This window comes from Pseudotabrizicola formosa, from assembly GCF_002900965.1.
Classification (GTDB): domain Bacteria; phylum Pseudomonadota; class Alphaproteobacteria; order Rhodobacterales; family Rhodobacteraceae; genus Pseudotabrizicola; species Pseudotabrizicola formosa.
Window position 1 is genome coordinate 460,354 of record NZ_PJOM01000003.1, and the last position, 17,271, is coordinate 477,624.

Here is a 17,271-nt window from a genome sequence, read left to right on the forward strand (position 1 = left end):
CATCTGTCCCTTACGCGCGATACTTGCTCATCACCAATGTCGCATTGGTGCCGCCAAAGCCAAAGCTGTTGGACAGGACCGAGTCCATCTCCACACCTTCGCGGTAGGTGGTGGCGATTTCCTCGGGCTTAAGCTCGGGGTCAAGCTGGGTAACATTGGCCGAGGCGGTGATGAAATTGCCCTGCAACATCAGCAGGGAATAGATCGCCTCGTGTACGCCGGTGGCCCCGAGGCTATGACCGGTCAGCGATTTGGTGGAAGAGATCGGGGGCACAGAACCGTCACCGAACACGCGGCGCACGGCTTTGACCTCGGTCACGTCACCTGCGGGGGTGCTGGTGCCATGGGCGTTGATATAGCTGATCTTCCGCCCTTCGGGCAGCGTGGAGATCGCCTGCCGCATCGACCGCTCGCCGCCTTCGCCCGATGGGGCAACCATGTCATGCCCGTCCGATGTGGCACCGTAACCGGTGACTTCGGCATAGATTTTTGCCCCACGCGCCAATGCATGGTTCAGCTCTTCCAGCACAACCACACCACCGCCGCCCGCGATCACGAAACCATCGCGGGTTGCGTCAAAGGCGCGGGAGGCCAGCTCCGGCGTGTCATTGTACTTGGAAGACATCGCGCCCATGGCGTCGAACAGGCACGACAGGGTCCAATCCAGCTCTTCGCCGCCACCGGCAAAGACGATGTCCTGCTTGCCGAACTGGATCAGCTCGGTGCCATTGCCGATGCAATGGGCGCTGGTCGAGCAGGCCGAGGTGATCGAATAGTTCACACCCTTGATCTTGAACGGCGTGGCCAGACAGGCGGAGTTGGTCGAGGACATGCCCTTGGTGACCCCGAACGGCCCGATCCGTTTCGGACTGCCTGAATCGCGCACAATGTTGTGGGCTTTGAAGAAGGATTTGGTCGATGGCCCGCCCGAGCCGACGATGATGCCGGTGCGATCGTTCGAGATGTCCGACGCCTCCAGCCCCGAATCTTCGATCGCCTGGCGCATGGCGATGAAGTTATAGGCCGCGCCATCACCCATGAAGCGCAGGTCGCGCTTGTCGATATTGTCTTCCAGACTGATCTGTGGCTGCCCGTGCACCTGGCTCCGGAACCCGCGCTCAGCATATTCGGGGGCGAAGACGATGCCGGATTTCCCGGCCCGCAGGGATGCTTCAACCTCAGCGGCGGTGTTGCCGATGGGGGAAACAATGCCGATGCCGGTGATGACAACACGACGCATGGGCGCCTCCTTCGTTGGGGATCAGTTGGCCGAGAGGGCCACTTTCATATCGGTCACTTGATAGATCACTTCACCATCGGCTTCCACCCGGCCATTGGCGACACCCATGGTCAGGCGGCGGGTCGACAGTGCCTTGGTGAAATCGACGAAATACCGCAGCATCTTGCGGTCAGGCCGTACCATGCCGGTCAGCTTGACCTCACCGACGCCAAGCGCATAACCGCGCCCCTGCCAGCCGCGCCAGCCAAGGTTGAACCCGGTCAGCTGCCAGAGCCCGTCAAGACCAAGGCAGCCGGGCATGATCGGATTGCCGGGGAAATGGCAGTCAAAGAACCAGAGGTCGGGGGTGATGTCGAATTCGGCCACCACATGGCCCTTGCCGAATTCCCCGCCATCTTCGGAAATCTCGGTGATGCGGTCCATCATCAGCATCGGGGGCGCGGGGAGCTGGGCATTGCCAGGGCCGAACAATTCGCCGCGCGCGCAGGCCAGAAGTGCGTCTTTGTCAAAGCTGGACGGAAAGTGCCCCATCGCCGATTGTTCCCCCGGTTTCGTGTCCTTCGTTTCAACGCTGTAACACTTGCTGCGAGTCAGAGGCAAGGGTGCCGCGCGCGCCGCCTGGCCGGCACTTTCCCGCTTTTCCATTGAAATCTGGAGGTCAGGCGCTTTATATAGGCGTAACGACAGGATGACACATGCGGATGACGGCACAGGAACGATCCACAGAATGGCTGGCACGGGGTGGATTGCGCCCGACGCGTCAGCGATTGTCGCTTGCCAGTCTTCTGGTGGGCGACGGCGTGGATCGTCATGTCACCGCAGAAAGCCTGTTTGCGCTGTCGGTAGAGTCAGGGGACCGGGTCAGCCTTGCCACCGTTTACAACACCTTGCGGGCGTTCTGTGAGGCGGGGTTGATGAATGAAGTGGTGGTGGACGGATCGAAAAGCTATTTCGACACCCGGATGGATGACCACCCCCATTTCTATTGGGAAGACACCGCAGAGCTGACCGATGCCCCGAAGGATCAACTGGAAATCAGCGGCTTGCCGGATGCCCCCGAGGGCACCGAAATTTCGCGTGTGGATGTCGTGATCCGGCTCAAGCGCCTCTGACGCTCAGGGCTGCGCCGGAACCACCTCAACCTCTTGCCGCAACCTGCCGTCACGCTCGAAAATCAGGATGCGGTCATCCTCTGTCACCACTGCGATGAAATCACGCCCCATGGTGACAGCCGCCGCCTGCGTGCCCTCGGGCAGGGCCAGTTGATCGGGCGTGGCCAGCGGAGTGATGTCCGGCATACGGGTGACAAGCAGCCCGACCACGGTTATGACACCGACAATCATCGTGGCGGTGAGGACAATCACCAGCCATTTCAGAAGTCTCAGCGAAGGCGGAAGCGCTTCGGTTTCAGGAGTGTTGTTCATGTCAGGCCCTTTTGCCGATGCGACCGAAGACGAGGATCTCACCCTGCAGGTGACGATTGCCGATGGCTGCGCTGACCGTCTTGATAAGGCGCTGGCGCGGTCAGTGCCAGAGGAAGCGGCGCTGTCGCGCACACGGTTGATGAAGATGATCGCCGATGGTGCCGTCTGGCGCGGGGGCGAAGCGCTGACCGATCCCAAGATCCGGGCCGAGGCGGGTGATGTGATCACCCTGTTTCTCGATCCGCCGGTCAGTGTGGATACTTTGGCCGAAGATATTCCGCTGACGGTGATCTATGAGGATGAGCATCTGATCGTTGTCGATAAACCTGTCGGCATGGTGGTCCACCCGGCCCCCGGCACGCCCTCTGGCACGCTGGTGAATGCGCTGCTGGCGCATTGTGGCGACACGCTGTCGGGGATCGGGGGCGAGCGTCGCCCGGGCATCGTCCACCGGATCGACAAGGATACCACTGGACTGCTTGTGGTAGCGAAATCCGACAAGGCGCATCATGGGCTGGCCACCCAGTTCGAACGCCATGACGTGAACCGCCGCTATGTCGCGCTGGTCCATGCCGTGCCCAACGCTGCCGACCCGCGCCTGCGTGGGATCAAGGGGGTCTCGTTCGAGACCGGCGGCATCATCAAGATTGCCACGTTGCTGGCCCGCCACAAGACCGACCGTCAGCGTCAGGCCGTGGTCTGGCATGATGGCCGGCACGCGGTCACGCGGGTGCGGGTGCTGGAGGCCTTTGCCGATCAGGCCGCCTTGGTGGAATGCTGGCTGGAAACTGGGCGCACCCATCAGATCCGGGTACATATGGCGCATGCCGGGCACGGGCTCTTGGGCGACCAGACCTATGGTGGCAAGCGCAAGCTGTCGCCCAAGGCGCTGACATCCCTGGCGGCGGACCTGGGCAATGCCTTTCCGCGCCAGGCGCTGCACGCAGCCACTTTGGGCTTTACCCACCCGGTCACCGATGAATGGCTGGAATTTTCGTCCCCCCTGCCGGACGATATGGCGGGGCTCTTGGACGTCCTGCGCAGGCCCAAGGACTGACATTCGCGTGAAAATGCCGACATAACCCTTTCCTGTCGGAACGGACAAGCCTTCATTCGGCGTTTACTAAGGTATGATACGCCGTGTCCTTGAAGGAGCGGTCCGCAGACCTTAGGTGATGTGGTCCCCCGGGGGCTGATGGCACCGGGGCAAACAGGGGGCGACAGATGAGCACCTATACCAATCTACCTGCGCCAAGCCCGGAACAGGGCTTGAACCGGTACATGCAGGAAATCCGCAAATTTCCGCTTCTGGAACCGGAAGAAGAATACATGCTGGCCAAGGCCTGGGTCGACCGGCAGGACAGCGCATCAGCCCATAAGCTGGTGACATCCCACCTGCGTCTGGCGGCCAAGATCGCTATGGGATATCGTGGCTATGGCCTGCCGCAGGCCGAGGTGATTTCCGAAGCGAATGTCGGTTTGATGCAAGCGGTCAAGCGGTTTGATCCGGAACGCGGTTTCCGATTGGCGACCTATGCGATGTGGTGGATCCGCGCCAGCATTCAGGAATATATCCTGCGGTCGTGGAGTCTGGTGAAGCTGGGGACCACTTCGGCGCAGAAAAAGCTGTTCTTCAATCTGCGCAAGGCCAAGGCCAAGCTGGGGGCACTCGAAGAAGGTGACCTGCGCCCGGAAAACGTGGCCCAGATCGCCAAGGATCTGTCGGTGACCGAAGAAGAGGTCATCGCCATGAACCGCCGTATGGCGGGGGCCGATGCGTCGCTGAACGCAACGGTCGGGTCCGAAGACGGAGGCGCACAGTGGCAGGACTGGCTGGAAGACGAAAACAGCGATCAGGCCGAAGCCTACGCCGAAAGCGATGAGCTGGATATCCGGCGCCGCCTGTTGGTGCAGGCGATGTCTGTGCTGAACGATCGGGAAAAGGAAATCCTGATGCAGCGCCGTCTGGCGGATGAGCCGGTAACGCTTGAGACGCTCTCGGAAAAGCACTCGGTCAGCCGCGAACGCATCCGCCAGATCGAGGTGCGCGCGTTTGAAAAGCTGCAGACCAAGATGCGCGAACTTGCCAAGGGCAAAGGCATGGTGGTTCCGGGCTGAGCGTTGCTCAGGGTCTGCACCAGGCGGCACCGGCGACGGGCCGCCTTTTGCATGTCTGCAAGCCCTTGGCCTTCGCGCCTCAGACCGGTACCACTGCCTGCACTTGTGGCGGACATTCGCCGAAGAGATGACGTTTTTGTTGGCTGATGTGTCGTTTTTGTTTGCCCCATGGTGGTTGGCAGGCTACGTCATCTGCCATTGGTTGAAAGGATGAGACCAACCATGACCATGCTGGGCACATTTCTCAAACCGATGCATCCCGAGGGGTACAAGTTCGTGGCGATCTTTGCCGCGATTACCCTTGTGCTGTTCTGGTTGTGGGAGCCGTTGGGCTGGATCGGCGTCGGTTTGACGGTCTGGTGCTACTATTTTTTCCGGGACCCCAAGCGGTCTGTTCCGCAGGGTGCGGGCCTTCTGGTTTCTCCGGCCGATGGTGTGATCAGCCTGATCGAACGCGCGGTGCCACCGCCGGAACTGGGCATGGGGCCAGAGGCCTTGATGCGGGTTTCGGTTTTCATGAACGTGTTCAACTGCCATGTAAACCGCGCCCCCATTGCCGGCACGATCGGCGCCATGAGCTATCGGCCCGGGAAGTTCCTGAATGCCTCGCTTGACAAGGCGTCGGTGGATAATGAACGCAATTCGCTGCGGATCGACCTGGCCGATGGCCGCCAGATTGCCGTGGTGCAGATTGCGGGTCTGGTGGCCCGCCGCATCATGTGGTGGGTGGCGGAAGGGCAGGGGCTGCGCACCGGCGAACGCTTTGGCCTGATCCGCTTTGGCAGCCGGGTGGATGTCTATCTGCCTGAAGGCGTGAGCCCGCAGGTCGCCTTGGGCCAGACGATGGTGGCGGGCGAAACCGTGCTGGCGGTGCTGGGGCGTGATCTGCCGCAAACCATGGCCCGTGTGGAATGACCGAAGATCCCAAACTGCCGCTGCGCCGCCGGATGCATATTCTGCATCTATTGCCCAACCTGATTTCGGTCATCGCGCTTTGCGCCGGGCTGACCGCGATCCGCATGGCGGTGGAAGGCCGCTTTGGCTGGGCTGTCGCGCTGATCGGGCTTGCCGCCGCGCTTGACGGGATTGATGGCCGGCTGGCGCGGATGCTGAAATCCGAAAGTGCTATCGGTGCCGAGCTCGACTCCTTGTGCGATCTGGTGAATTTTGGCGTGACCCCTGCCTTGGTGCTGTATTTCTGGGGCATGCATTCAGATACGGCCTTGGGCTGGATTGCGGTGCTGATCTATGCCGTCTGCTGCATGCTCCGCCTCGCGCGCTTCAATGTCGGCAATCGCGAACCGGATGTCGATGCAAAGCCAAAGGGGTTCGTCGGCGTGCCCTCGCCCGCCGGCGCGATGCTGGCGCTGCTGCCGATCTATCTGGCCTACGGCTTTGACAACGCCCTGCGCCTGCCCGCATGGGCCGTGGCGATCTGGATGGTCTTTATTGGCGCGCTGATGATTTCGCGGATGCCGACGCCGTCGTTCAAGGGGGTCCGGATCTATGCCGAAAATGCCCGCTTCATCCTGGTGGGTTCGGTGGCGCTCATCGCCGCGCTGTTGACCTATCCTTGGGTCACATTGCTGTTGTTGGATGTGATCTATCTGGCAGCCATCCTGTTCCTTTGGCGCAAAAGTGCCCGCTCTCTGAGGAGTGTCGTCTGACATGGATATCCGCGCCGTCCGCAAATCCTATGCCCGCTGGGCACCGATTTATGACGCAACCTTTGGCAGGATCACAAAGGCCGGACGGCGGCGGGCGGTGTCGGTGCTGAATGGTCTGGGCGGGCGGGTTCTGGAGGTGGGCGTTGGCACCGGTCTGTCGCTGCCGGCCTACCGACGCGAGGTGTCGGTAACCGGCATCGACGCCAGTGCCGAAATGCTGGAAAAGGCACAGCAAAAGGTGGCAGAGCTTGGCCTGTCCAATGTCGAGGCGCTGCGGCTGATGGATGCGCGGGCGCTGGAGTTTTCTGATAGCAGTTTTGACCATATCTCTGCCTTGCACATCATGTCGGTCGTGCCAGAGCCGGAACGGGTGATGGCGGAGATGACCCGCGTGCTGCGCCCTTGCGGCACCATTGTCATGGTGAACCACTTTGCCCGCGACCCGCAGGATAAAGGCGCGCTTCCCTGGCTTGAACGGGTGTTTGCGCCCTTTGCCGATCGTCTGGGCTGGCATTCCGATTTCCACCGCAGCACCGTGACCGAGACACGCGGGCTGACCCTGATCGAAGAGGTGGCGCTGCCGCCCTTCGGCATGATGACCCTGATGCGGTTCCGCAAGGACTGACTTGGGTCCAAAATGGCTTCCCCCTGTGGCCGCAAGCCGTTAGGTTGATTGCGCTAACAGGGAGAGACAGCAGATGAAACCAGTTCGTTGGGGCGTGCTTGGCGCTGCCAAATTTGCGCGTGATCACATGGCCCCCGCCATCCACGCTGCCGCAGGGGCCGAGTTTGCGGCGCTTGCGACGTCAGACGCCGCCAAGGCCGAAGGGTTCCGCGCGTTCTGCCCCGGGTTGCAGGTGCATTCCAGCTATGACGCGCTGCTCGCCGATCCGACCATCGATGCGGTCTATGTGCCGTTGCCCAACCATCTGCATGTGGAATGGACGCTCAAGGCGCTGGCCGCCGGTAAGCATGTGCTGACCGAAAAGCCTATCGCTCTGCGCGCCGAGCAGATCGACCAGATCATCGCTGCCCGCGATGCCAGCGGTCTGCTGGCGGCTGAGGCGTTCATGATCGTGCATCACCCGCAATGGCAGCGCGCGAAAGAGTGGCTGGCAGAGGGCAAGATCGGCCAGTTGCGCCATGTCGACGCGGCCTTCAGCTATAACAACGCGGCAGAGCCGGGCAATATCCGCAACCGCCCCGACACCGGCGGCGGGTCGCTGCGGGACATCGGGGTCTATACCATTGGCTCCATGCGCTTTGTCACCGGCGCAGAGCCCGAGGATGTGGCGGCCCGCGTTATCATGGAAGCCGGGGTCGAGGTCTTTGCCGATGTGAATGCGATGATGCAGGGGCCGACGGGGCGGTTCACCTATCGCTCGATGACCTCGATGCGGCTGGCCAACCGGCAGGAAGTGGTGTTTCAGGGTGACAAGGGCATGATCCGCGTCGGCTCGGCACCCTTCAACGCCAATGTGCATGACGTGGCAGAAGTGGAACTGCATCTGCCCGGCCAGCGGGTGATCACTGACCGGTTTCCGACCGACAACCATTACAAGTTGCAGGTCGAAGCCTTCGGCCGCAGCATCCGCACCGGGGCCGCTTATCCTTGCCCGCTTGAATTTGTGCGCGGGACGCAGGCGATGATGGACCGCGCCCTTGATACGGCACAGGAAATTGCGCTGTAGGGCGAAAAATCCAATGATTTCTGCGCCGCAGCAAATTGGTGCGGCGCGGTTTTCTGCAAAACTTGACTGGACAGGTTGACACTTTTCGACAACAGTTGATCCAAGGACAGGAATCGTCCGGGGGGACTGCCCCGCGTCACAAGGCCCGATCGGCCTGATCAACGCGCGGCTCAAGATTAAAGTGACCTGACATGGCAACACGTTTTCCAGCGTCATCGGCTGAGGCCGACAGCGCATTCCGTTCCGGCGGCAAGCGCAGCGCGGCTCCGACAGCCAGTCTCCATTCCTTTGCCGAAGAGGTCATTCTGCGCGTTGCGGCACAGGCGCGGCGTGACCGGGTTGAAGCGACGGCTCCGAAAATCGCCCAGTTGAGCAAGGCCCTGCTGTCAGAGAACGATGCCTCTGCGGCAGATTTCGTGCGCGACGCGCGGCTGGGGGGCATGACGGCCGACACCTTGTATTATGGGCTGCTGGCCGGCGCGGTGCAGCAGGTCGGCAATACCTGGGCGCGGGATGGTATTGCAATGCCTGCGATGCTGCGCACCTCGCACCGGGTCTGGCGGATCATGAATGATCTGCGCGATGTGTTCGTGCAGATATCGGACCGCAAACCGGGACAGCACGCGGTCTTCGCGCCCTGTCCGCAGGAAGGCCACATGATCGGCCTGACCATGACCGCCGATGATCTGCGCCGTCGGGGCTGGGAAATAGAACTGGTGTCCAACGATGACCATGATGGCCTGATCGCCGATATCGAACGTCGCGCCCCGATCAGCGTGGCGCTTGGGGCGACATCACCGGACATGACCCTGCCGCTGACCCGGCTGGTGGTGGCGCTGCGCGCGCATATTCCCGGCGTCTGGGTGATGATCGGCGGTGCGATCACCACCCAAGAGCCTGATCTGCTGGACCTTACCGGTGCCGATGCCGTCGCCAATTCGGCCGAGGCGGCCGAGCAGTTGATGCTTGCCCACCTCGCCAGCCTGGTAGAGCGCCGGTCCAACCGCGTGTAGGCGCGGAGGATCAGCCCTCCATCGCCTCCAGCTCATCGATAAAGCCCGCGATCATCGACAGGCCCTTGTCCCAGAATTTCGGATCCGAGGCATCCAGCCCGAAGGGAGCCAGCAACTCCTTGTGATGCTTCGACCCTCCGGCTTTCAGCATCTCGAAATATTTCGCCTCAAACTCCGGCAGGCCATCCTCGTAGGCCGCGTAAAGCGCATTGACCAGCCCATCGCCGAAGGCATAGGCATAAACGTAGAACGGCGAATGCACGAAATGCGGGATATAGGCCCAGAAGGTTTCATAGCCGTCCATGAAATCAAAGGCATCACCCAGCGATTCCGCCTGCACGCTCATCCACAAGGCGTTGATGTCGTCCGGTGTCAGCTCGCCCTCGGCGCGCGCCGCGTGCAATTTGCACTCGAAGTCATAGAACGCAATCTGGCGGACAACCGTGTTGATCATATCTTCGACCTTGCCCGCCAGCAGAGTCTTGCGCTCGGCGGGGGTCTTCGCCTGATCCAGCAGCTTGCGGAAGGTCAGCATCTCGCCGAACACACTTGCCGTTTCGGCAAGCGTCAGCGGGGTCGATGACAAGAGCTCGCCTTGACCCGCCGCCAGGACCTGATGCACGCCATGCCCCAGTTCATGTGCCAGCGTCATCACGTCGCGCGGCTTGCCCAGATAATTCAGCATCACATAGGGATGCACGGTCGACACTGTGGGATGCGCGAAGGCACCGGGCGCCTTGCCCGGCTTGACCCCGGCATCGATCCAGCCTTTGTCAAAAAACGGTCTGGCAATATCTGCCATCTCCGGGGCAAAGCTGCCATAGGCGTCCAGCACCGTCTTGGTCGCTTCCTCCCAGCCGACCACACGCGGCGTTTCCAGTGCCAGTGGAGCGTTGCGGTCCCAGACCTGCAGCCGTTCCAGCCCCAGCCACTTCGCTTTCAAGCGGTAATAGCGGTGGCTCAGCTTCGGGTAGGCCGCAACCACCGCATTGCGCAGCGCCTCAACCACTTCCGGCTCGACGTGGTTCGACAGGTGCCGCCCGTGTTGCGGAGAAGGCATCTTGCGCCAGCGGTCGTGGATTTCCTTTTCTTTCGCCAGAGTGTTGTGAACCCGGGCAAACAGCTTGATGTTCTTGTCAAATACCACCGCCAAGGACCGTGCTGCGGCCTCGCGCTTGGTGCGGTCCGGGTCGGTCAGAAGGTTGAGCGTCGCCTCCAGGTTCAGCTCTTCCTCTTCCCCCTCGACCGTGAACATCAGACCGGCCATGGTCTCGTCGAACAGCTTGTTCCAGGCGCTGGCGCCCACCACGGATTCGTCGTGCAGGAATTTTTCCAACTCATCCGACAGCTGATGCGGCCGCATCGCGCGCATCCGGTCAAACACCGGCTTGTAGCGCGCCAGATCGACATTGGCAGAAATCAGGTCATCTAGGCGCGCGTCTTCCAGCCGGTTGAATTCGAGGCTGAAAAACACCAGCGGCGTGGTGAAGGTCGTGATCTTGTCCTGCACATCGGCCATGAACTTGGCGCGGTCGCTGTCCATGGTGTTCTGATAATAGCGCAGACCGGCAAAGGACATCAGCCGCCCGGCGGTGATATCGATCTGTTCATAAGCCCGCACACAATCCAGCAGGCCCTGCGCGTCCAGGTCAGCCAGCTTGCCCTCATAGGCGGCGGCAAACTCCGCACAGGCCGTCTCCAGCCAGCCCATATCTGCCGCAAACTCTTTGGACTCCGGCGAAGGATAAAGATCGCGCAAATCCCATTCGGGCAGGTTCCCAAACCCGCCAGAAGCTGCGTTGGCATCAAAAACGGGGCGGGGCATCGGCAGGGTCATGGACCATCCTTCCTGAAAACTCTTTCTCTCAGATAGGGCCGCCGACACCTGAAAGACAACCCACCGCCCATTTTCAGTCTTCAAATATCCTGTGGGTCCGGGGGGCGAAGCCCCCGTTTTTCCTTTATCGGCGGGCGAAGCCCCCGCTTTTCCTTTATCGGCGGGCAAAGCCTCCGTTTTCCCTTTATCGGCGGGCGACGCCCCCGTTTGTCCTTTATCGGCGGGCAAAGCCCCTGTCTCTTTTTCTCCCGCCACCAGAAGCCCAGGCTCGGACACCTGCCGCAACATGTCGCGCAAGCCTTGCAGCGTGTCAATCTCTGCCACGCCCTTGTCCTTGCGCCAGCGCAGCATGCGCGGAAACCGCAAGGCGATACCGGATTTGTGGCGGGGGCTGGCCTGAATGCCTTCGAACCCGATTTCAAACACCAGCTCTGGCACCACACGGCGTACCGGGCCAAAGCGTTCCAGCGTGTGCTTGCCCACCCAGCGGGTGATTTCGGCAAATTCGGTATCGGTCAGGCCGGAATAGGCCTTGGTGAAAGGCACCAGATCATTGCCGTCACGCAGCGCAAAGGTGAAGTCGGTGAACAGGTTGGCCCGCCGCCCGTGGCCCGCCTGGGCATAGAGCATCACCGCATCAACGGTGAACGGGTCCAGCTTCCATTTCCACCAGTCGCCCCGCTTCCGCCCGGTGTGATAGGGCGACGACAACCGCTTGAGCATCAGCCCCTCGGCCATTCGGTCCCGCGCCTTTGCGCGAAGGGCGGTCAGGTCTGCCCAATCCCCTGACGCAACCGGAGAAGGCGAGAGCGGCAGGCCCGGCGGCAAGGCCGCAAGCAAGGCTTCCAGCCGCGCCCGGCGCTCTGATAGGGGCGCGTCGCGCAGGTCCGCGCCATCGGCTTCCAGCAGATCATAGGCCAGAAAATGCCCCGGTGTCTCGGCCAGCAGCTTTTTCGGCACGGTCTTGCGGCCAATGCGCTTTTGCAGCTCGGCAAAGGGCAGGGGGGCCGTGCCACCCCAAGCAACGATCTCGCCATCCAGCACCGTTCCGGGGGGCAGATGGTCTTGCAGCGGCGCAAATTCAGGAAAGCGGTCGGTGATCAGATCCTCGCCACGGCTCCAGATCGCAAAGGCCCCGGGCCGCGCGATGATTTGCCCCCGGATGCCATCCCATTTCCATTCGGCCAGCCAGTCGGTCGCCGGGCCCAGAGTGTCTGGCGCGGCCTCCAGCGGGCTGGCCAGCGCAAATGGGTAGGGCCGTGCTGCGCCATCTGATCCGCCCTCCTGCGTCAGATCGGCAAAGCGGGTGCGGGCGGGGTCCCAATCCCCCATCAGCCGGTGTGCCATCACCGCCTCTTCCACCCCCGTCGCCTGCGCCAGGGCCCGGGTCATCAACCCCCGGCTGACCCCCATGCGAAAGCCGCCGGTCAGCAGTTTGTTGAACAGGAACCGCTCATCCGGCCCCAAAGCCGCCCAGGACGTGGTGACAAAGGCGCGGCGCTCGGCCTCTGGCCGTCCGGTCAGCGCAATCAGCGCGCGGAGGGTGCTGTCCAGCGACGGGTCCGTTTCATGGGCCGGCAAAGGCAGCAGGCGGGCGATGGTTTCAGCAAGATCGCCGGCGATGGTGTAGGACTCTTCGAAGAGCCACAGCGGAACGCCTGCCTCTGCTGCCGCCCAGACGCGCAGTTCGGTGGCATTGACCGCCCGCTTCGGCCGACGGCCCGACAGAAGCGCAATGGTCCAGACCCGGTCGGCCTCGGGCGCGGTGCCGAAATAGCTGGCCAAGGCTGCGGTTTTTTCGCCGGTTTTGGTGGTGGCATCCAACGCGTTGAACAGGGCGGCGAAGCGTTTCATGCTGTGTCCGCCCCCGTGTCTGACCCGGTGTCCGGCCCGGTGTCTGTGGCGGTGTCGGTATCGGCCTCATCGCCGCCAAATTCGGTCTGAACGATCCCGGCCTCATAGCCCTGTTCCTCCAGCCAACGGCGGAAGGGCGTGGTGTAGCCATGGGTGACAAAGACCCGTTCCGCCCCGGTGGCGCGGATCGCCGTGTTCAGGCCAGGCCAGTCGGCGTGGTCCGAAATGACAAAGCCGGTGCCCAAACCCCGGCGGCGGCGGATGCCGCGCAGCGCCATCCAGCCGCTGGCAAAGGCCTCGGCCGTTGGGCCAAAGCGTCGCGCCCAAGACGTGCCAAGCGCCGATGGGGGGGCGATGACCAATGCGCCGGGATGAGATTTCGCATCAATCCCGGGTGTGACGCGAAGTGTGGCGGGAAGGGGATAGCCCTGATCGCGCAGGATGCGCGTGGTTTCCTCGACTGCGCCATGGGTCAGGATCGGCCCGGCATCCGGCAATAATGTCATCAACCGCTGCGCCTTGCCCAGACCGTAAGCCGCCAAGATCGAAACCCGCCCCTGGGCCGCATTGGCCTGCCACCAGGCGGCAAGCTGATCGGCAATCACATGTTGCGGCTGCCAGCGAAACAATGGCAGCCCGAAGGTGCATTCGGTGATGAACGTATGGCAGGGCACTGGCACGAATGCCTCGGACAACCCGTCATCCTCGACCTTGTAATCGCCCGAGACGACCCAGACCTCACCACCGCGCTCCACCCGGATCTGCGCCGATCCAGGCACATGGCCGGCAGGGTGAAAGCTGACCTTGACCCCACCGACCTGCCGGGTTTCGCCATAGGCGATGCCCTCGGCATGTATATCCCCCAACCGGTGCCGCATGACCGGCAGCGCAGCATGCGTGCACAGATAGTGGCCGTGTCCCCATCGGGCGTGGTCGCTGTGGCCATGGGTGATAAGCGCCCGGTCTACGGGACGCCAGGGGTCGATGTAGAACCCGCCATCGGCGCAATAGATGCCGCGTTCGCTAAAACTGAGCAATTCTGAGGACATGACCAGAGCCTAGCACGTCCGGTCCAACGGGAAAGGTCACAGGACACATTCGCGCCGCACAAAATGCGGGCGAATGGGGGGAATACGGGCAGGAAATGCAGGCTCCCTCTTTCACAGATGGAAACGGCCTGATTAACTGACCCGTAAGGACGAGGGCACGGGGGCCGTTTGTGACAAGTTACTTCAATGAAATGTATCAGGGCAGCGCCGTGCGCGCACCCTATGCGCGGCTGCAAGACTGGATGACCTCCATGCCGGCCGAGTTGCGCCAGATGAAACAGGCCGAGGCTGAGGCACTGTTTCGCCGCATCGGGATTACATTTGCCGTCTATGGCGAGGGCGGAGATCCCGACCGCCTGATCCCGTTCGATATGTTTCCGCGCGTGTTTTCCGGGGCCGAATGGGCCAAGCTGGAGCGCGGCATCAAACAACGGGCGCGGGCACTGAATGCCTTTCTGGTCGATGTCTATGGCCGGGGCGAAATCGTGCGCGCAGGCCGCATTCCGGGCCGGCTGGTCTATCTGAACGAAGCCTATGAGAAATCGGTGGTGGGCTTTGTGCCACCCAAAGGCGTCTATTCCCATATTGTCGGCATCGACCTTGTCCGCACCGGGCCGGATGAGTTTTTCGTATTGGAGGACAATTGCCGAACGCCATCGGGTGTCAGCTACATGCTGGAAAACCGCGAGATCATGATGCGGATGTTCCCCGATCTGTTCCGCGAGAACCGGATCGAGCCGGTGGACAGCTATCCCGAAATCCTGCGCCGCACGCTGGCCTCGGTGGCTCCTGCAAAATGTGACCGCGACCCGACTGTCGTGATCCTGACGCCGGGCCATTTCAATTCGGCCTATTATGAACATTCCTTCCTTGCCGATCTGATGGGCGTCGAACTGGTCGAAGGGCAGGATCTGTTTGTGGAAGGCGAGTTTGTGTTCATGCGCACCACCGAAGGCCCGCGCCGGGTGGATGTGATCTATCGCCGTCTGGATGACGCCTACATCGACCCTCTGTGCTTTCGACCCGATTCCATGCTGGGCATTCCGGGTCTGATGGATGTGTACCGGTCCGGGGGGGTCAGCATCTGTTCGGCACCGGGGGCCGGCGTTGCCGATGACAAGGCGGTTTATACCTATGTGCCCGAAATGATCCGGTTCTATCTGGGCGAGGAGCCGATCCTGAAAAACGTGCCAACCTGGCAATGTGGCAAAGCGGATGATTGCAAATATGTGCTGTCCAACCTCAAGGATCTGGTGGTGAAGGAGGTCCATGGTTCGGGCGGCTACGGCATGCTGGTGGGGCCCAAGGCCTCGGCCGAGCAGGTCGAGCAGTTCCGAGCCCGCATCACTGCCAACCCGCACAACTACATTGCCCAGCCCACGCTGGCGCTGTCCACCACACCGACCTTTGTGGCCGAAGGCATTGCGCCCCGTCATGTTGACCTGCGCCCCTATTGCCTTGTGGGGGAACGGATCGAACTTGTGCCCGGTGGCCTGACCCGTGTGGCCCTGACCGAAGGATCGCTGGTGGTGAACTCGTCGCAGGGCGGGGGCGTCAAGGACACTTGGGTGCTGGCGGAGTGAACAGATCATGCTGAGCAGAACCGCAGACAATCTTTTCTGGCTTGCCCGTTATCTGGAACGCGCAGAAACCTCGGCCAGATTGCTTGAGGTGGGGGCGCGCATCGCGTTGATGCCCTCCGCCGCAGGTTATCGCAACGAATGGGAATCGCTTTTGCACGCCAGTGGCACGGCCGATGGCTTTGCCAGGAAATACGGCGATGCCGTCCAGCGCAATCTGGAAAGCTGGTTCTTTTTCGATGCCGACAATCCGTCCTCGGTGATGTCCTGCATCACGGCGGCGCGCGAAAACGGCCGTATCGTGCGCACTGCGCTGACCACGCAGGTTTGGGATGCCTTGAACACCGCCTTTCAGGACTTGCGCCAGTTGGAACGCCGCCCCCGGTCTGAGCTTGACCTGTCGTTGCTGACCGACTGGACCATGCGCAACACCGCGCTGGTGCGCGGATCGATCGATGCCACGCTTTTGCGCAATGATGGCTGGGATTTCCTGAACCTTGGCTATTATCTGGAACGCGCTGATAACACCGCGCGGCTGATGGATGTGAAATATTACGTCCTTTTGCCCAAGATCGAATTTGTCGGCTCGGGTCTCGACAATTACCAGTGGACCACGTTGTTGCGCGCCATGTCGTCGCACCGGGCGTTTCACTGGGCCTATGGCGGTGAGGTGACGGCACCCAAGATCGCGCATTTCCTGATCCTGAACCCGCAATGTCCGCGCAGCCTGATCACCAGTGTCGAAGGCATGACCAACCATCTGGACCGGTTGGCGCGCGGCTATCAGCGCAAGACGCGCGCTCAGGAAAAGGCGCGCGGGATCCAGGCCGAACTGGCCGAATTGCGGGTCGAGGATATCTTCGAAGAAGGGCTGCACGAATTTCTCAGCCGTTTCATCGGGGATATGGCACAGGCCGGCTCTGTCATCCGTGACTGCTATCTGAATGGGGATGTGCGCTGATGCTGTTGAGTGTGGATCATGTCACTCGCTACTATTATGATCAGCCGGTGCGCGGCGTGGTGCAAAGCCATCGCCTGATGCCGTCGCAATGCGCCGGCCAGAAGCTGGTGAGCTGGAAGGTCAGCGTTAGCGATGGCCAGATGGGTGGCGGCTTCCGCGACGGCGCGGGCGATTGGGTGCAGGGCTGGACCGTGCTTGGCCCGGTGAATGAAATCACCGTGCGGGTGACCGGGCAGATCGAAACGGTCGACATGGCCGGCGTGCTGCGCGGCCACAAGGAACTGACCCCGCCCGAGGCTTATCTGCGCAGCACACACCCGACCGAGGCCGATGCTGCCCTTGCCGCGCTTGCGGATGGGTTGGCACCGTTACAGGATGCGCTTGCCGCCGCGCATGAAATATCGGCCCGGGTGTCCGATGCAATCGTCTACACCTCCGACACCACCACTGCCCATACCACCGCCGCCGAGGCATTGGCGCAAGGCACTGGCGTCTGTCAGGATCAGGCCCATGCGGTGATTGCCGTAGCGCGCCACATCGGCCTGCCGGCACGCTATGTTTCGGGCTATCTTCTGGTCGGCGTCGATGGTGCCGCGGATGAGGCCGCGCATGCCTGGGCCGAGGTGTTCATTGCCGGTCTTGGCTGGGTGGGCTTTGATCCTGCCAACCGCTGCTGCCCGGACGACCGCTATATCCGGCTTGGGTCGGGTCTCGATTCGCTGCACGCCGCGATGATCCGGGGGATCGCGCGGGGGCAGGGCGAGGAAAGCCTTGATGTCTCGGTCACGGTGCAGGCCTCGCAAACGCAGTCGCAAACGCAGCAATAGGTCCAGGTTT

The 17,271-nt window shown here is 62.0% G+C and carries 16 protein-coding genes and 1 pseudogene; 11 read left to right on the top strand and 6 right to left on the bottom strand.

Annotated elements, in window-relative coordinates:
- Positions 1 to 10: 10 nt before the first annotated feature.
- Both fabB and fabA read right to left on the bottom strand, forming a co-directional pair.
- A complete protein-coding gene (fabB, locus tag CXR43_RS13430; RefSeq protein WP_103334558.1) occupies positions 11 to 1,240 on the bottom strand; it encodes a beta-ketoacyl-ACP synthase I in 1,230 nt (409 codons plus the stop codon).
- A gap of 21 nt (positions 1,241 to 1,261) precedes the next feature.
- Complete coding sequence (gene fabA, locus CXR43_RS13435) at positions 1,262 to 1,771, bottom strand: bifunctional 3-hydroxydecanoyl-ACP dehydratase/trans-2-decenoyl-ACP isomerase (RefSeq protein ID WP_103334740.1); 510 nt, start codon at positions 1,769 to 1,771, stop codon at positions 1,262 to 1,264.
- Between the two features lie 164 nt (positions 1,772 to 1,935).
- Between fabA and irrA the strand changes: the two genes are divergently transcribed.
- Positions 1,936 to 2,352: an iron response transcriptional regulator IrrA gene (gene irrA, locus CXR43_RS13440; RefSeq protein ID WP_103334559.1), complete on the top strand. Its 417-nt coding sequence runs from the start codon at positions 1,936 to 1,938 to the stop codon at positions 2,350 to 2,352.
- Between the two features lie 3 nt (positions 2,353 to 2,355).
- On the opposite strand, the gene CXR43_RS13445 is transcribed toward irrA, so the two are convergent.
- On the bottom strand, positions 2,356 to 2,664 hold the full coding sequence (locus tag CXR43_RS13445) for a DUF6476 family protein (RefSeq protein ID WP_103334560.1): 309 nt from the start codon (positions 2,662 to 2,664) through the stop codon (positions 2,356 to 2,358).
- Between CXR43_RS13445 and CXR43_RS13450 the strand changes: the two genes are divergently transcribed.
- The 7 genes from CXR43_RS13450 to CXR43_RS13480 all read left to right on the top strand — a co-directional run bounded on the left by CXR43_RS13450 (position 2,663) and on the right by CXR43_RS13480 (position 9,153).
- Positions 2,663 to 3,721: an RluA family pseudouridine synthase gene (locus CXR43_RS13450; RefSeq protein ID WP_103334561.1), complete on the top strand. Its 1,059-nt coding sequence runs from the start codon at positions 2,663 to 2,665 to the stop codon at positions 3,719 to 3,721. The genes CXR43_RS13445 and CXR43_RS13450 overlap by 2 nt on opposite strands.
- A 167-nt stretch (positions 3,722 to 3,888) precedes the next feature.
- Entirely contained in the window at positions 3,889 to 4,782 is an 894-nt protein-coding gene (gene rpoH, locus CXR43_RS13455) for an RNA polymerase sigma factor RpoH (protein ID WP_103334562.1), read from the top strand.
- A gap of 222 nt (positions 4,783 to 5,004) precedes the next feature.
- Complete coding sequence (locus CXR43_RS13460; RefSeq protein ID WP_103334563.1) at positions 5,005 to 5,697, top strand: phosphatidylserine decarboxylase; 693 nt, start codon at positions 5,005 to 5,007, stop codon at positions 5,695 to 5,697.
- Positions 5,694 to 6,449, top strand: coding sequence for a CDP-diacylglycerol--serine O-phosphatidyltransferase (gene pssA, locus CXR43_RS13465; RefSeq protein ID WP_103334564.1), 756 nt, complete (start codon positions 5,694 to 5,696; stop codon positions 6,447 to 6,449). Before CXR43_RS13460 ends, pssA begins: the two co-directional genes overlap by 4 nt.
- A 1-nt stretch (position 6,450) precedes the next feature.
- On the top strand, positions 6,451 to 7,074 hold the full coding sequence (locus CXR43_RS13470; RefSeq protein WP_103334565.1) for a class I SAM-dependent methyltransferase: 624 nt from the start codon (positions 6,451 to 6,453) through the stop codon (positions 7,072 to 7,074).
- Between the two features lie 73 nt (positions 7,075 to 7,147).
- Complete coding sequence (locus CXR43_RS13475) at positions 7,148 to 8,140, top strand: Gfo/Idh/MocA family protein (protein WP_103334566.1); 993 nt, start codon at positions 7,148 to 7,150, stop codon at positions 8,138 to 8,140.
- Between the two features lie 191 nt (positions 8,141 to 8,331).
- On the top strand, positions 8,332 to 9,153 hold the full coding sequence (locus CXR43_RS13480) for a cobalamin B12-binding domain-containing protein (protein ID WP_103334567.1): 822 nt from the start codon (positions 8,332 to 8,334) through the stop codon (positions 9,151 to 9,153).
- Between the two features lie 10 nt (positions 9,154 to 9,163).
- Here the strand turns inward: CXR43_RS13480 and CXR43_RS17930 are convergent, their stop codons facing one another.
- The 3 genes and pseudogenes from CXR43_RS17930 to CXR43_RS13490 all read right to left on the bottom strand — a co-directional run bounded on the left by CXR43_RS17930 (position 9,164) and on the right by CXR43_RS13490 (position 13,893).
- Positions 9,164 to 10,990 (bottom strand): M3 family oligoendopeptidase, encoded by a 1,827-nt coding sequence (locus CXR43_RS17930; protein ID WP_168219840.1) that lies wholly within the window; start codon positions 10,988 to 10,990, stop codon positions 9,164 to 9,166.
- A gap of 294 nt (positions 10,991 to 11,284) precedes the next feature.
- Positions 11,285 to 12,844: pseudogene (locus CXR43_RS17935) on the bottom strand (ATP-dependent DNA ligase); the annotation flags it as partial.
- Complete coding sequence (locus CXR43_RS13490) at positions 12,841 to 13,893, bottom strand: ligase-associated DNA damage response exonuclease (RefSeq protein ID WP_103334569.1); 1,053 nt, start codon at positions 13,891 to 13,893, stop codon at positions 12,841 to 12,843. The gene CXR43_RS13490 and the pseudogene CXR43_RS17935, both read right to left, overlap by 4 nt.
- Positions 13,894 to 14,084: 191 nt before the next feature.
- On the opposite strand from CXR43_RS13490, the gene CXR43_RS13495 reads away from it, so the two are divergent.
- From CXR43_RS13495 to CXR43_RS13505, 3 genes are read left to right on the top strand one after another with little or no spacing between them, the layout of a single operon-like run.
- Entirely contained in the window at positions 14,085 to 15,476 is a 1,392-nt protein-coding gene (locus tag CXR43_RS13495; protein ID WP_168219841.1) for a circularly permuted type 2 ATP-grasp protein, read from the top strand.
- Positions 15,477 to 15,483: 7 nt separating this feature from the next.
- The gene (locus CXR43_RS13500; protein ID WP_103334571.1) at positions 15,484 to 16,434 is read left to right on the top strand and encodes an alpha-E domain-containing protein; all 951 of its coding nucleotides are present in this window, start codon (positions 15,484 to 15,486) and stop codon (positions 16,432 to 16,434) included.
- Positions 16,434 to 17,261, top strand: coding sequence for a transglutaminase family protein (locus tag CXR43_RS13505; protein ID WP_103334572.1), 828 nt, complete (start codon positions 16,434 to 16,436; stop codon positions 17,259 to 17,261). Before CXR43_RS13500 ends, CXR43_RS13505 begins: the two co-directional genes overlap by 1 nt.
- Positions 17,262 to 17,271 lie beyond the last annotated feature (10 nt).

Bases quoted from the DNA above. Each gene is read 5' to 3' on its own strand.
- fabB (WP_103334558.1), bottom strand. From the start codon at position 1,240: ATGCGTCGTGTTGTCATCACCGGCATCGGCATTGTTTCCCCCATCGGC.
- fabA (WP_103334740.1), bottom strand. From the start codon at position 1,771: ATGGGGCACTTTCCGTCCAGCTTTGACAAAGACGCACTTCTGGCCTGC.
- irrA (WP_103334559.1), top strand. From the start codon at position 1,936: ATGCGGATGACGGCACAGGAACGATCCACAGAATGGCTGGCACGGGGT.
- CXR43_RS13450 (WP_103334561.1), top strand. From the start codon at position 2,663: ATGTCAGGCCCTTTTGCCGATGCGACCGAAGACGAGGATCTCACCCTG.
- CXR43_RS13445 (WP_103334560.1), bottom strand. From the start codon at position 2,664: ATGAACAACACTCCTGAAACCGAAGCGCTTCCGCCTTCGCTGAGACTT.
- rpoH (WP_103334562.1), top strand. From the start codon at position 3,889: ATGAGCACCTATACCAATCTACCTGCGCCAAGCCCGGAACAGGGCTTG.
- CXR43_RS13460 (WP_103334563.1), top strand. From the start codon at position 5,005: ATGACCATGCTGGGCACATTTCTCAAACCGATGCATCCCGAGGGGTAC.
- pssA (WP_103334564.1), top strand. From the start codon at position 5,694: ATGACCGAAGATCCCAAACTGCCGCTGCGCCGCCGGATGCATATTCTG.
- CXR43_RS13470 (WP_103334565.1), top strand. From the start codon at position 6,451: ATGGATATCCGCGCCGTCCGCAAATCCTATGCCCGCTGGGCACCGATT.
- CXR43_RS13475 (WP_103334566.1), top strand. From the start codon at position 7,148: ATGAAACCAGTTCGTTGGGGCGTGCTTGGCGCTGCCAAATTTGCGCGT.
- CXR43_RS13480 (WP_103334567.1), top strand. From the start codon at position 8,332: ATGGCAACACGTTTTCCAGCGTCATCGGCTGAGGCCGACAGCGCATTC.
- CXR43_RS17930 (WP_168219840.1), bottom strand. From the start codon at position 10,990: ATGACCCTGCCGATGCCCCGCCCCGTTTTTGATGCCAACGCAGCTTCT.
- CXR43_RS13490 (WP_103334569.1), bottom strand. From the start codon at position 13,893: ATGTCCTCAGAATTGCTCAGTTTTAGCGAACGCGGCATCTATTGCGCC.
- CXR43_RS13495 (WP_168219841.1), top strand. From the start codon at position 14,085: ATGTATCAGGGCAGCGCCGTGCGCGCACCCTATGCGCGGCTGCAAGAC.
- CXR43_RS13500 (WP_103334571.1), top strand. From the start codon at position 15,484: ATGCTGAGCAGAACCGCAGACAATCTTTTCTGGCTTGCCCGTTATCTG.
- CXR43_RS13505 (WP_103334572.1), top strand. From the start codon at position 16,434: ATGCTGTTGAGTGTGGATCATGTCACTCGCTACTATTATGATCAGCCG.